12 protein-coding genes are annotated in these 13,679 nt (G+C 75.1%); 9 read left to right on the forward strand and 3 right to left on the reverse strand.

The window, feature by feature from the left end:
- Positions 1 to 65: 65 nt before the first annotated feature.
- The 7 genes from JOE63_RS02210 (at position 66) to JOE63_RS02240 (ending at position 7,886) form a co-directional block, all read left to right on the forward strand.
- Positions 66 to 1,022 carry an ABC transporter permease gene (locus JOE63_RS02210; RefSeq protein ID WP_064316380.1) on the forward strand — a complete coding sequence of 319 codons (957 nt, stop codon included), beginning with the start codon at positions 66 to 68 and terminating at the stop codon, positions 1,020 to 1,022.
- A 1-nt stretch (position 1,023) separates the two neighbouring features.
- Positions 1,024 to 3,129 (forward strand): dipeptide/oligopeptide/nickel ABC transporter permease/ATP-binding protein, encoded by a 2,106-nt coding sequence (locus JOE63_RS02215; protein WP_204538773.1) that lies wholly within the window; start codon positions 1,024 to 1,026, stop codon positions 3,127 to 3,129.
- On the forward strand, positions 3,126 to 3,968 hold the full coding sequence (locus JOE63_RS02220) for an ABC transporter ATP-binding protein (RefSeq protein ID WP_087470549.1): 843 nt from the start codon (positions 3,126 to 3,128) through the stop codon (positions 3,966 to 3,968). Before JOE63_RS02215 ends, JOE63_RS02220 begins: the two co-directional genes overlap by 4 nt.
- An 83-nt stretch (positions 3,969 to 4,051) precedes the next feature.
- Positions 4,052 to 4,978: a dihydrodipicolinate synthase family protein gene (locus JOE63_RS02225; RefSeq protein WP_204538776.1), complete on the forward strand. Its 927-nt coding sequence runs from the start codon at positions 4,052 to 4,054 to the stop codon at positions 4,976 to 4,978.
- On the forward strand, positions 4,971 to 6,017 hold the full coding sequence (locus tag JOE63_RS02230; RefSeq protein WP_204538778.1) for an ROK family protein: 1,047 nt from the start codon (positions 4,971 to 4,973) through the stop codon (positions 6,015 to 6,017). The genes JOE63_RS02225 and JOE63_RS02230 overlap by 8 nt, the downstream gene beginning before the upstream one ends.
- On the forward strand, positions 6,014 to 6,730 hold the full coding sequence (locus JOE63_RS02235; RefSeq protein ID WP_204538781.1) for an N-acetylmannosamine-6-phosphate 2-epimerase: 717 nt from the start codon (positions 6,014 to 6,016) through the stop codon (positions 6,728 to 6,730). The genes JOE63_RS02230 and JOE63_RS02235 overlap by 4 nt, the downstream gene beginning before the upstream one ends.
- A gap of 97 nt (positions 6,731 to 6,827) precedes the next feature.
- Entirely contained in the window at positions 6,828 to 7,886 is a 1,059-nt protein-coding gene (locus tag JOE63_RS02240) for a PDDEXK nuclease domain-containing protein (protein ID WP_204538784.1), read from the forward strand.
- 38 nt (positions 7,887 to 7,924) lie between these two features.
- On the opposite strand, the gene JOE63_RS02245 is transcribed toward JOE63_RS02240, so the two are convergent.
- The gene (locus JOE63_RS02245) at positions 7,925 to 8,440 is read right to left on the reverse strand and encodes a mycothiol transferase (protein ID WP_204538787.1); all 516 of its coding nucleotides are present in this window, start codon (positions 8,438 to 8,440) and stop codon (positions 7,925 to 7,927) included.
- A gap of 209 nt (positions 8,441 to 8,649) precedes the next feature.
- Here JOE63_RS02245 and JOE63_RS02250 point away from each other — a divergent pair, with 209 nt between their 5' ends.
- Positions 8,650 to 9,378, forward strand: coding sequence for a DUF2306 domain-containing protein (locus JOE63_RS02250; RefSeq protein ID WP_204538790.1), 729 nt, complete (start codon positions 8,650 to 8,652; stop codon positions 9,376 to 9,378).
- On the opposite strand, the gene JOE63_RS02255 is transcribed toward JOE63_RS02250, so the two are convergent.
- Together JOE63_RS02255 and JOE63_RS02260 are read right to left on the reverse strand one after the other, a co-directional pair.
- Positions 9,354 to 9,992 (reverse strand): response regulator transcription factor, encoded by a 639-nt coding sequence (locus JOE63_RS02255; RefSeq protein WP_204543398.1) that lies wholly within the window; start codon positions 9,990 to 9,992, stop codon positions 9,354 to 9,356. The two genes, JOE63_RS02250 and JOE63_RS02255, sit on opposite strands and share 25 nt — an antisense overlap.
- A 74-nt stretch (positions 9,993 to 10,066) precedes the next feature.
- Positions 10,067 to 11,449 (reverse strand): sensor histidine kinase, encoded by a 1,383-nt coding sequence (locus JOE63_RS02260; protein ID WP_204538793.1) that lies wholly within the window; start codon positions 11,447 to 11,449, stop codon positions 10,067 to 10,069.
- 291 nt (positions 11,450 to 11,740) lie between these two features.
- Here JOE63_RS02260 and JOE63_RS02265 point away from each other — a divergent pair, with 291 nt between their 5' ends.
- The gene (locus tag JOE63_RS02265) at positions 11,741 to 13,615 is read left to right on the forward strand and encodes a cation:proton antiporter (RefSeq protein WP_204538796.1); all 1,875 of its coding nucleotides are present in this window, start codon (positions 11,741 to 11,743) and stop codon (positions 13,613 to 13,615) included.
- Positions 13,616 to 13,679 lie beyond the last annotated feature (64 nt).

Below are 13,679 nucleotides of genomic sequence, written 5' to 3' on the forward strand. Positions count from 1 at the left end.
CACCCGCCCGGCACCCAGAACGGACAGACCATGCACCGCACCCCCGACGCACCGGGAGGCCGATCGTGAGCGCACTGCTGCGACTCGTCGGACGCCGCCTCCTGCAGCTGCCGATCATGATCCTCGGCATCACGTTCCTCGTGTTCCTCGTGATGTCGTTCTCGCAGGTCGACCCGGCGATCCAGGCCCTCGGCGAGGGCGCGTCCGTCGAGGCGCGCGAGGCGTACCGCGAGGCCAACGGCCTGAACGACCCGCTCCTCGTCCGGTACGTCGCGTTCCTCGGTGGCCTGCTGCACGGCGACCTCGGCACGTTCAGCGCCCGGCAGGTCCCCGTCGCCGACGAGGTGGCGCGCGCCCTGCCCATCACGCTGCAGCTCACGCTCATGGGCCTCGTCATCGCCGTCGTGCTCGCCCTCGTCATGGGCATCCTCGCGGCGCTCTACCGCGACCGCTGGCCCGACAAGGCGATCCGCGTCGTGTCCGTCGCGTCGCTCGCGACGCCGTCGTTCTGGCTCGCCGTGCTGCTCATCCAGGTCGTCACGCTGGGCGCCGGGTGGCTCCCCGCGAGCGGGCCGCTGCCGGACCCGTCCGAGGACCTCGGCGGCTACCTCGCCCGCATGGCGCTGCCCGCGATCGCGCTCGCGATCCCCGTCGTCGGCCAGCTCACGCGCGTCGTGCGCACGTCCGTCGTCGAGGAGCTCGACAAGGACTACGTCCGCACCGCGATCGGCGCCGGCATCCCGCGCCACGTCGTCGTCGGGCGCAACGTGCTGCGCAACGCCCTCATCACGCCGATCACGGTGCTCGGCCTGCGCGTCGGCTACCTCATCGGCGGCGCCGTCGTCATCGAGATCATCTTCGCGCTGCCCGGCATGGGCACGCTCATCCTCAACGGCGTCACCAACAACGAGCCCAACCTCGTGCAGGGCGTGACCCTCACCGTGGCGCTCGCCTTCGTGCTCATCAACATCGTGGTCGACATGCTCTACGTGCTCGTCAACCCGCGGATCAGGACGGTGTGACGTGCGCCGACAGCTCACCGAACGACTCTCGACCCCCGGGCTGCGCCTGCGCGCGCTGCCCCTCGGGTCCAAGATCTCCCTGGCCTTCGTGCTCCTCGTGGCGCTCGCGGCCGTCTTCGCGCCGCTCGTGACGAGCCACGGCCCGCTCGCGACCGGCACGCCCGTGCAGCCCCCGAGCGCCGAGAACTGGTTCGGCACCGACCGCCAGGGCCGCGACATCTTCTCCCGCGTCGTCTACGGCGCGCGGTACTCGCTCGTCATCGGCCTCGGGGCGACGGCGATCGCGCTCGCCGCGGCGGCGGTGCTCGGCTCGGTCGCCGCGACCGCGCGCAAGAGCGTCTCCGAGACCCTGATGCGTGTCCTCGACATCATCATGTCCTTCCCCGGCATCGCGCTGGCCGCCGTGTTCGTCTCGGTCTTCGGCCGCTCGCTGCCGGTGCTCGTCCTGACGATCGCGTTCCTGTACACGCCGCAGCTCACGCGCGTCGTGCGGGCCAACATCCTCGACCAGTACGGCGAGGACTACGTCGCGGCCACCCGGGTCATGGGGGCGCGCACCGCGTGGGTCCTCGCCAAGCACGTCGCGCGCAACTGCGCGGCGCCCGTGCTCGTGTTCACCACGGTGCTCGTGGCCGACGCGATCGTCTTCGAGGCGTCGCTGTCGTTCATCCAGGCGGGCGTGCCCGACCCGGAGCCCTCGTGGGGCAACATCATCGCCGCGGGCCGCGACCTCGTCATGGGCGGCTACTGGTGGGCGACGTTCTTCCCCGGCCTCGCGATCATGCTCACGGTCCTGTGCCTGAACATCCTGTCCGAGGGCATGACCGACGCGATGGTCGCCGCCCCGCGGGCCACCCGCGCGACGCCCGCCAAGGCCGTCGCGACGGACTCGGACGACGCCGCGGTGGCGGCCGAGCTCACGGCCATGGACGCCGACGAGCCGGTCGAGACCGCGGACGAGGACCGGCTCGTCGAGTCGGAGCCGGTCGTGCGGGACGTCGAGCCGGACGTCCGCCACGTCGGTCGCGAGGTCCCGCTCGCCGCGCGTCTCGCGACCCTGCGCGCGGCAGAGGCGGCGCGCTCCGACCGCCCCGCGTACGACGGTGACGCCGCACCCCTGCTCGAGGTGCGGGACCTGTCGATCCGCTTCCCCGCGCGCCACGGCGACGTCGCGGTCGTCGACGACGTCTCGTTCTCGGTCCGCCCGGGCGAGACGATGGCCCTGGTCGGCGAGTCCGGCTGCGGCAAGTCGATCACGTCGCTCGCGATCATGGGCCTGCTCGACGCGTCCGCCGAGATCAGCGGGGAGATCCGCTACGCGGGCAAGGACCTGCTCGCGATGGGCAACCGCGAGCGCGCGTCGCTCCGCGGTACCGAGATCGCGATGATCTACCAGGACGCGCTGAGCTCGCTCAACCCGTCGATGCTCATCCGGTCGCAGATGAAGCAGCTCACGCGCCGCGGTGGCACGCGCACGGCCGAGGAGCTCCTCGAGCTCGTAGGCCTCGACCCGCAGCGCACGCTCAAGAGCTACCCGCACGAGCTGTCCGGCGGGCAGCGCCAGCGCGTGCTCATCGCCATGGCGCTCACGCGCGACCCGAAGCTGGTCATCGCGGACGAGCCGACGACGGCGCTCGACGTCACCGTCCAGGCCCAGGTCGTCGCGCTGCTCGACGAGCTGCGCCAGAAGCTCGGCTTCGCGATGGTCTTCGTCAGCCACGACCTCGCCCTCGTCGCCGAGATCGCGCACCGCATCACGGTCATGTACGCGGGGCAGGTCGTGGAGCAGGCGCCGACGAGCGCGCTGCTCGCCGACCCCCGCCACGAGTACACGCAGGGCCTGCTCGGCGCGGTGCTCTCGATCGAGCAGCGCTCGACGCGCCTGCACCAGATCCCCGGCACCGTCCCGTCGCCGCGCGACTTCCCGACCGGCGACCGGTTCGCGCCGCGCTCGTCGCGGCCCGACCGCGGCCTGGACGTGCGTCCCGTGCTGCGTGCGGTGGACGCCGACGGGCAGCACCTCGTCGCGACGCCGCCGGAGGAACCGGCCGACGCCACGGCGGGCGGCCGCGCCGCCGCCCCGATCACCACCGGAGGGACGCGATGAGCGCCACCGACCAGACCTCGTCCGCCGCGGGCGGGACGACCACGGCGGACCGCGACACACCCGTCGTCGAGCTGCGGGGCGTCCACGTCGTCTTCAAGGCCCGCACGGGCAGTCTCTTCAAGGCCCAGCGCGTGCACGCGGTGAACGACGTGAGCGTCGCGGTTCGCCGCGGCAGCACGCTCGGGATCGTCGGCGAGTCCGGGTCGGGCAAGTCGACCATGGCGAAGGTGCTCGTCGGGCTGCAGGCGCCGACGTCGGGCGAGATCCGCTTCCGCGGGCAGCCGGTGGACAAGTACACGACGCGTGTGCGGCGCGACGTCGGGCGGGTCGTGTCCGTCGTCTTCCAGGACCCGGCCACCGCGCTGAACGCCCGCATGCGCGTGCGGGACGCGCTGCGCGACCCGCTCGACGTGCACCGCGTGGGCGACGCCGCGTCGCGCGCGGCGCGCGTCCGCGAGCTCGTGCACCTGGTCGGCCTGCCCGAGCCGGCGCTCGACGCGCTGCCCGGGCAGCTCTCCGGCGGGCAGCGCCAGCGCGTCGCCATCGCGCGCGCCCTCGCGCTCGCGCCGGACGTGATCGTCGCCGACGAGCCCACGTCCGCGCTCGACGTGTCCGTGCGCGCCCAGATCCTCAACCTGCTCGCCGACCTCAAGGCCGAGCTCGACCTGGGGATGGTCTTCATCTCGCACGACATCCAGACCGTGCGCCACGTCTCCGACGAGATCGTCGTCATGCAGGGCGGTCGCATCGTCGAGTCGGGCCCGGCCGCGCGCGTGCTCGACGACCCGCAGGACGACTACACCCGCACGCTGCTCGCCGCGGCGCCCGCGCTGCTGTGAACCGCGCGGCGCCTCGCCCCGCCGGGGCGGAGCGACCCACCACCCAGACCGAACCACCGCTGAACCCAGAACCGGAGCTCCTCGTGACCACCCCCTCCTTCCACGGGATCGTCCCGCCCGTCCTCACCCCCTTCACGACCGACGGGGAGGTCGACGTCGCGTCCCTCGAGCGCCTCGTGGACCACCTCGTCACCGAGGGCGTGCACGGCGTCTTCGTGCTCGGGTCGACCGGCGAGGTCGCCTACCTCACCGACGCGCAGCGGGACCTCGTCGTGCGCACGGTCGTGCGCGCGGCCGACGGCCGCGTCCCGGTCCTGGCCGGCGCGATCGACCTCACGACGGCGAGGGTCGTCGAGCAGGCCCGTGCGCTCGTGGCCGGAGGGGTGGACGCCGTCGTCGTGACCGCGCCCGTCTACGCGCTCAACGACCTCGACGAGATCGAGCGCCACCTGCGCGCCGTCGCGGCCGCGGTGGACGTGCCGCTCTTCGCCTACGACATCCCGGTGCGCGTGCGCACCAAGCTCCCGGCCGACCTGCTCGTGCGCCTCGGCGTCGAGGGCGTCCTCGCGGGCGTCAAGGACTCGTCCGGCGACGACGTCGCGTTCCGCCGGCTCGTCGCGGCGAACGCGGCCGCGGGATCGCCCCTCGCGCTGTTCACGGGGCACGAGGTCGTCGTCGACGGGATGCTGCTGCTCGGCGCCGACGGCGTCGTCCCCGGCCTCGGGAACGTGGACGCCGCGGGCTACGTGCGCCTGTGGGACCTCGCGCGGGCGGGCAAGTGGGACGATGCGCGGGTGGAGCAGGACCGTCTCGCCGCACTCTTCGAGATCGTGTTCCAGGCACGCGGCCGCTCGGGCGACGCCGCGGGCGTCGGCGCGTTCAAGGTCGCCGTGCAGCGCCAGGGTCTCATCGACACCGCCACCATGGCGTTCCCGGTCGAGGCGCTCGACGGCGAGGTCGCCGACCGCGTCGAGGAGATCACGCGCGCCGCGGGGCTCCTGCGTGCGTGACGTCGTCGTCGGGGTCGACCTCGGCGGGACCAAGACGGCGGCGGCGTCCGTCGCGCCCGACGGTGCGCTCGGGCCGGTGCGCTCGGTGCCGACCCCGGCGGCCGCCGGTCCGGAGGCGGTGCTCGACGCCGTCGCCGGGCTCGTGCGCGAGGTCGTGGCCGCCGCCGGGTCGCCCGACGGTGGTCCCGCCCGGCTGCGCGCGCTCGGCGTGGGCACGGCCGGGGTGGTCGACGTCGGTCGCGGCGTGATCGTCTCGGCCACCGACACCCTGCCCGGCTGGCCCGGGACCGACGTCGCGGGCGGGCTGCGTCGTCGGCTCGCCTCCGGCGGCGCCACCCCGCTCGGGGCCGAGCGTCCGCTGCCCGTGTTCGTCGAGAACGACGTCGACGCGCACGCGGCCGGCGAGGTCTGGCTCGGCGCGGCGGCCGGGGCGCGCAGCGCGCTGCTCGTCGCGGTCGGGACCGGCGTGGGGGCCGCCGTGGTGCTCGACGGGCGTCCCCTGCGCGGGGCGCACCACGTCGCCGGGGAGCTGGGCCACATGCCGGTCCCCGGGGCGGAGCTGCTGCGCTGCCCGTGCGGCCGGACCGGCCACCTCGAGGCGATCGGCGCGGGACCGGCGATCCACCGCCGCTATCTCGCTCTCGGCGGCGACGCGGCGAGCCCGGACACGCGCGACGTCGTCGCACGGGCGGGTGCGGGCGAGGAGCTGGCGGCGACGGTCGTGCGCGACGCGGCCCAGGCGGTGGGCCGCGCGGTCGCGGGAGTCGTGACCGTGCTCGACCCGGAGGTCGTCGTGGTCGGCGGCGGGCTGGCAGGAGCGGGAGACCTGTGGTGGTCGGCGCTGGAGGGCGCGCTGCGCGCGGAGGTCGTCGACGTGCTCGCCGACCTGCCGCTGCGCCGTGCGGCGCTCGGCAACGAGGCGGCGATCGTCGGGGCGGCGCGCGGAGCGTGGAGCCTCGCCGGCCTGCCCGCCGACGAACCCGGGGCGAGATCCGGCGTGCCGCGCGAGGAGACCCACCGAGAGAGGACGACGGCATGACCGGACCGCAGGAGACGTCGACGACCTGGACGCGTGACCGTGTGCTCGACGCGATGCGCGGTCGGCTCACCGTGTCGTGCCAGGCGTACCCGGGCGAGCCGCTGCGCGACCCGCGCACGACCGCCCAGATGGCGCGCGCCGTCGTCGCCGGGGGAGCGGCCGCGGTGCGCGCGCAGGGCCTGGACGACGTCGCGGCGGTCGTCGCCGCGGTGGACGTCCCGGTCGTCGGGCTGTGGAAGGACGGCGACGGCGGGGTCTTCATCACGCCGACGCTGCGCCACGCACGCGCCGTCGCCGACGCGGGCGCGCACGTCGTCGCGCTCGACGGCACGCGCCGGCCGCGTCCGGACGGGCTCACGCTCGCCGAGACCGTGGCGCGCCTGCGCGAGACGACGGACGCACTGGTCATGGCGGACTGCGGGTCGCTCGGCGACGCGCTCGCCGCGCAGGACGCGGGCGTCGACCTGCTCGGCACGACGCTCGCCGGCTACACGGGCGAGCGGCCGAGGACGTCGGGTCCGGACCTCGAGCTCGTCGACGAGGTGGTCGCGGCGTGCGCGCTGCCCGTCGTCGTCGAGGGGCGCGTGCACACGCCCGCGCAGGCGGCCGAGGCGATGGCGCGCGGCGCGTTCAGCGTCTGCGTCGGGACGGCGATCACGCACCCCACGACCCTCACGTCGTGGTTCGTGGAGGTGTTCCCGACGCACGGCTGAGTCGTCTGCACGACCCCTTGACAGCGCAAAGTCGCGATGCCCTACGGTCTGGCGCAACGCGCCGGGCGGGCGCGCCGAGCCGTCAGGGGGACACGACATGGCATCACCGCACGACGATCTCGAGCCGGCGGGGTACGCCGAGCTGCTGACCGACCTCAAGGCGCGCGTGCGCGCGACGCAGTTCCGCGCCGCGCGTGCCGCGAACACCGAGGTGCTGCGGCTGTACTGGTCGATCGGCCACGACATCCTCGAGCGCCAGCGCACCGCGGGCTGGGGCGCGAAGGTCGTGACCCGACTTGCCGCTGACCTGCAGCGGGAGTTCCCGGAACAGCGCGGCTGGTCGCCCTCGAACCTGAAGAACATGCGCAGGGTCGCCGAGGTCTGGCCGACGCTCGAGGAGTTCGGCCAACGTCCCGTTGGCCGATTGCCCTGGGGGCACGTGATCACCCTCCTCGAGCGGCTCACCACCCGTGACGAGCGTGACTGGTACGCCGCGGAGGCCGCGGAGAACGGCTGGACCCGACCCGCGCTCGAGTACCAGATCAAGTTCCGCCGGCGCCATGTTCTCGGGGCCGCGCCGACGAACTTCACCGCGGCGCTCGACGCCGCGGACTCTGAGCTGGCACAGGCAATGGTCAAGGATCCGTATGTCTTCGAGCACCTCGGCCTCGTCGAGAAGCGCGCCGAGCGCGAGGTCGAGCAGGCGCTCATGGACCGGCTCCAGGACACGTTGCTCGAGCTCGGGCGCGGGATGGCGTTCGTCGGGCGGCAGGTGCGCCTGACCGTCCCCGACGACGAGAGCGACGCCGTCGACGAGTTCTTCGTCGACCTGCTGTTCTTCCACGTCGAGCAGCTGCGCTACGTCGTCGTCGAGCTGAAGATCGGGAAGTTCGAGCCCGCCCACCTCGGTCAGCTCGGTACGTACGTCGCGATCGTCGACGACCAGTACCGCCGGGACGAGATCCACGCCCCGACCGTCGGGATCCTCCTGTGCACGGGCCGGAGCGGGGCCGTCGTGCGCTACTCGCTCGCCAGCACGAACGCGCCCGTCGCGGTCGCGGACCTCCAGGGGCTGCCCGACGAGGCGCGCGGGGCGCTGCCGAGCGTGGCGGAGCTCCAGGCGGTGGTCGCGGACGAGCTCGAGCAGCGCCCGTGAGCGGGTCCGTGCGGGCGTGCGCCGATCGGGGCGTGTCGTCAGGCGTGACCCGTGCGCTCGAGGACGCCGCGCACGTAGGCGGCCTGGCCCGCGTGCTGGAGGCTGTCCACGGCGATGCTCACGAGCCGGACGCCGAGCGTGACCGGCGGGTCCCACGCCTCGTCGACGACGCGGTCGAGGTCCTCGTCGGTCAGCGCGGCGAGCACGTCGTGGGACTCGACCTGGACGGCGTGCACGTAGCCGAGCAGGAGGTCGTCGCTCGCCCGCACGCGGCCGACGTCGGCGGCAGACTGCCCGTAGCCCGTCGCGCGGTCGTCGAACGGCAGGTCGAACCGGCGTGCCCAGCCGTCGCGCGTCCACACCTGCTCCCGCCCGACGGCGGCGGCGACCTGCGCGTCCTGGCCGCGGGCGAGGTGCCACGCGAGCCAGGCGATCGTGTTGGCACCGGGGTCGACGCGCGCGGCGAGCGCGTCGTCCCCGAGCCCGTCGACGGCGCGCGTCGCCGTCGGTCCGATCCGGCCGAACAGGTCCTCCAGCACCGTGCGCGCGTCCACGTGTCGTCCTCTCGTCGTCGGGCACCGTCCCCCGCAGCCTCCGACGGCCCGCGCCCGGTCGCGACCCGAACGGCACCCTGCCGAGGGCGCCGCCGACCGCCCCCACCGCGAACCCGTGCCCGCGCGCGACGCCGCTCAGGGAGCGGTCAGGGCCACGACCAGGGCGTTCCCTGATCCGTCGGGGCGAGCCGACGTGGTTCGGTGCCGTCATGACCGCCACCCGGCCCGACCGCCCCGCGCACGTCGCGCGTCGCACCCGCGGCGCGCGCACCGCCGTCGCGACGCTGACGCTCACGTCGCTCGCCATCGCGGCGTTCGCCGTCCTGCCGTACCTCACGGCGTCCCTCCCCGCGCTGGCCCGCGACGACGTCGGGCTCGCCGCCGCGTACGCCGGGGCGCCGGGGTTCGTCCTCGGCGCGTTCTACGCCCACGTCGTCGCGGGCGGGGTCGCGCTCGTGTGCGCCCCGTTCCAGCTCTGGGCGGGGCTGCGCCGCCGGTACCCGGGCGCGCACCGCTGGACGGGCCGCGTCTACGTCACGGCGGTCGCGGTCGGCGGCGTCGCCGGGCTCGTCCTCGTCACTGTCAACCAGGCCGGCCTCGTCGGCACGCTCGGCTTCGGGGCGCTGGCCGTCCTGTGGCTGTGGACGACGTGGCGCGGGTACCGCGCGGTCCGCGGTGGCGACGTGGCCGCGCACCAGGACTGGATGACGCGCAGCTTCGCGCTCACCTACGCCGGCGTGACGCTGCGCCTGTGGACGACGGCGCTCGTCGTGGCCCAGTCGCTCGCCCTCGGCGACGCGCTCGACCCCGACGTCGCCTTCGACCGCGCGTACGCGCTCGCGCCGTTCCTCTCCTGGGTGCCCAACCTCGTCGTCGCCGAGCTGCTCGTCCGACGACGGCGCGCCCGGCGACCTCAGCGCACGAGCCCCGACTCGTAGGCCGCGACGACGAGCTGGACGCGGTCCCGGCAGCCCGTCTTGCGCAGGGACTCCGACACGTGCGACTTGACCGTCGTCTCGGAGATGAACAGCTCCGCCCCGATCTCGGCGTTGGACAGCCCGCGCGCGACCGCGAGCACGACCTCCCGCTCGCGCGCCGTCAGGTCGTCCACGCCGGGGAACGGGCGGGCCGCGGAGCGCGCCGCGAAGTCGCCCACGAGGCGGCGCGTGACGTTCGGGCCGAGCAGCATCGAGCCGTCGGCGACGAGCCGCACGCCCTCCACGAGGCGCTGCGCCGGCACGTCCTTGAGCAGGAACCCGCTCGCCCCGGCGCGCAGCGCGTCGTAGACGTACTCGTCGAGGTCGAACGTCGTGAGCACGAGGACCCGGGTGCCCGGGTGCCGCGCCACGAGCTCGCGCGTCGCGGCGAGACCGTCGAGACGGGGCATGCGCACGTCCACGACGGCGACGTCGGGCCCGGCCGCCGCGACGACGTCGAGCAGCTCGCGCCCGTCGCCCGCGGACCCGACGACCTCCAGCCCGTCGGCGGCGTCGAGGATCGCCGCGAACCCGTGCCGGACGACGGGCTGGTCGTCCGCGACGACGACCCGCACCGGGGCGCGGGGTGGGCCGGTCGCAGTGCCCGCGGCGTCCGCGGTGTCCGCGCCCGCCCGGCCCCCGTGCGGGCTCACGCGCTCGCCACCGGCTCGGACGCCGCGGGGCTCGCGACCCCGACGAGCAGGATGCGGGCCTCGACCACGAACGTCGCCCCGTCGTCGTCCGGGCCGGCCGAGAGCGTCCCGCCGAGGGCTTCGACCCGCTCGCGCATCCCGGCGAGGCCGCGCCCGGTCCCGCCCGTTCCGCTCCGCTCCCCGTCGTCGACCGGGTTGGTCACCCGCAGCACCGCCGTGCGGTGCCCGTCCCGGCCGACGACCCGCGCGTCGACGACGACGGGCCGGCCCGGCGCGTGGCGCCGCGCGTTCGTGAGCGCCTCCTGCGCGGCACGGTAGAGCGCGTAGCCCGGCGCCGGGGGCACGCCGTCGAACCCGCCCGTCAGCGTCACGTCCTGGCCCGCCGCCCGGGCCGCCTCGACCAGCCCGACGACGTCCCCCGCCCCCGGCTGGGGCGCCAGGTCGGACGCGGCGTCCTCGCTGCGCTGCAGCACCGCGAGCACCTGGCGCAGCTCGCCCAGCGCCTCGCGCGCGTCCGTCGCGATGGCGGCGAGCACGGCGCGCGCGGTGTCGTCGAGGCCCGGGTGCACGTACGGCGCCGACTCCGCGCGCACGGCGACGAGCGAGACGTGGTGCGCGACGACGTCGTGCAGGTCGTGCGCCACGCGCGCCCGCTCCGCGGTGACGGCCTGCGCCTCGGCGGCGCGCCGCGTCGCCGCAGCGGCCGCGCGCGCGGCCGACCGGGAGCGCGCGACCGCGCCGAGCGACGCGGCGACCGCGATCACGGCGACGACCCAGAAGCAGTACAGCGCCCAGATGATCACGTGGTCGCCGGTCGTGGGCGAGACCTCGACCAGGGTTCCGGACCCGACGGACTCAGCCCACCGAGGGTCGTCCGACACGGCCCAGACCGGTCCGATCGGTAGCAGGGCGACGATCGGCAGCAAGGCGTACAGGCCCGCGAGCACGATCGCGACGAGGCCGGGGAGGACGGCCCGGGGCCAGCCGTCGACGGCGGCCACCACCGCGACGCACAGCACGCCGAGCCACCAGCCCCACACGAACGCGCCCGTGACCACGACGGTGACGAACGGGAGCGCCGTCAGGGCGGTGGCGAGGACGGGGGAGCGGCGAGCGACGAGCACCCCGGCGACGACGCACAGGTCGAGCAGCGGCAGCACGAGGCCGGCACCGAGCAGGAGGTCGTCCGTGAGGACGGGGGACTCCCACAGCCCGACAGCCCCGGACCGGCCCCACGTCGGGGTCGCGAGGAGGAAGAGCCCCACGACGAGCGCGAGGAACCCCGGCAGGGCCCAGGGCTGGAGCCGCAACCACCGGTCCGACGGGGCGGGCGTGGCGGGCCGGATCGAAGCGTCCTGCGGGGCGGCGACGACGTTCATGCCGCCGATCCTCGCGCGCCCGAGCCGGCGTCGGCCACCGTCCTGAGGAGGACCCGCCGTCGACCGTGCGCGGGGTGCCGACGGCGCAGGTCTGTCGACTGCGCAGGCCGCCGAGTCCGGGGTTGCGCGGCACCAGGGCTCCCCGGTGCCGCGCAACCCCGGGTTCGGCGTGGTGGGGTGACCCCGGTCCCGGGCTCGGCGCGCGGCCCGACGGCGGTCCGGCCGTTAGCGTTGTCCCGTCCCCCCGCGCGCGCCGACCCGGGCGCAGCGCCGTGGTAGCCGGAGGTGCCGATGGAGTTCCCGTTCAACCTCACCGAGGAGCAGATCCTCTCCCTCATCGTCGTGGGCACGCTCGCGGTCGTCGCGATCGTCGGCGTGAACATCCTCGCGCCCAGGGCGGGGGTGGCGGCGCCGCTGGTCCTCGTGGCCGTCGGCGTGGCGGTGAGCTTCGTCCCCGCGGTGCCGGAGATCCACTTCGAACCCGAGTGGATCCTCGCGGGGATCCTGCCGCCGCTCCTGTACTCCGCGGCCGTCGGCCTGCCGACGATGGACTTCCGGCGGGACTTCACCGCGATCAGCGGGCTCTCGGTCGTGCTGGTCCTGCTCAGCACGGTGCTGCTCGGGTACCTCTTCACGTGGCTGATCCCCGGCCTGCCGCTCGCCGCGGGCTTCGCGCTCGGCGCGATCGTCAGCCCGACGGACGCCGTCGCGACGTCGATCGTCAAGCGCCTCGGCGCGTCGCCGCGCGTCGTGACGCTGCTCGAGGGCGAGAGCCTGCTCAACGACGCGTCCGCGCTCGTGCTCCTGCGGTCGGCGATCGCCGCCATCGCGCTCACGGTGGCCAGCGACGGCGTCGCCCCGGCGTTCTCGCTGTGGGCGGTCGCGGGCGACTTCGTGTTCGCCGTCGTCGTCGCGGTGCTCCTCGGGTTCCTCGTCGGCTTCCTCGGCCTGACCGTGCGACGGCGGCTCGCCAACCCGGCGCTGAGCACCGCCGTCTCGTTCGTCGTCCCGTTCATCGCGTACCTCCCGACGGAGGAGCTCGGCGCGTCGGGCCTCGTCGCGGTCGTGACCGCCGGGCTCGTCACCGGCAACGGCGCTGCCAAGTACCTGCGGCCGCAGCACCGCCTCGCCGAGGAGTCGAACTGGCGGACCGTCGAGCTCCTCCTCGAGGGCACGGTCTTCCTCCTCATGGGGCTGGAGCTGTTCGCCCTCGTCACCGACGTGCAGGAGGCGCACGGGAGCCTGTGGCGGGCCGTCGGCATCGCGGCGCTCGCCGCGGTGGTCATCCTGGTCGTGCGGTCGGCGTACGTCGCGACGCTCCTGCGGTCGCTCGCCCGCCGGGCCCGTCGCGGCGAGTCGATGCGCGGCGTCATCGAGGGCATGCAGGAGAAGCTCGACGCGCGCTTCGCCCCGGACGGGACGCCCGTCGCGCCCGTCGCGCCCGCCGGTGAGGAACAGCCGGCGCCCGGGACCCCGGAGCGACGGGGTGCCGCGATGGTCGCCAAGGCGCCCCCGGAGCGGGTGGGCCGCCTGCGGTCGTCGCTCCGCCGTCGCGCCGCCGACATCGACTACCTCACGGCCGAGCCGCTCGGGTGGCGCGAGGGCACGCTGCTCGTCTGGGCCGGCATGCGCGGCGTCGTGACGCTGGCCGCCGCACAGACCCTGCCCACCGACACGCCGCAGCGCTCGTTCCTCGTGCTCGTCGCCTTCGGGGTCGCCGCGGGGACGCTCGTCGTCCAGGGCGGGACGCTGCCGTGGGTCGTGCGCCGGCTGGGGCTGGCGGGCGGGTCGACCCGCGCCGACGAGGACCGTGGGGCCGTCCGCGTCGAGCTCGACGCCGCCGCCGTGGCCGTCATCGACGCGCCCGACCTGCGTCGCGCCGACGGCAGCACCTACGACGGCGACGTCGTCGCGCGCGTGCGGCGCGACGTCGTGCGCGAGCTGGAGAACCGCGACACCGACGCCGCGACGTCGGCCGACCTCTTCGCCCAGTACAAGGAGCTGCGCCTGCGTGCGATCGAGGCGCAGCGGGTCGCGCTGCTCGACGCGCGGACCTCGGGCGCGTACAGCTCGCAGGCGCTGCGGCACGCGCTCGACCTGCTGGACGCCGAGCAGATCGACCTCGAGCTGCGTCGCGGCCCGTACGTCCCGGGTGACGACGACTGACCGATCGCGCGCCGCGGCGTCCGAGGGCTTGCGGCTTCCCCAGGGGAAGGACCTAGCGTCGCGG

This window comes from Cellulosimicrobium cellulans, from assembly GCF_016907755.1.
Taxonomy (GTDB): Bacteria; Actinomycetota; Actinomycetes; order Actinomycetales; family Cellulomonadaceae; genus Cellulosimicrobium; species Cellulosimicrobium cellulans_D.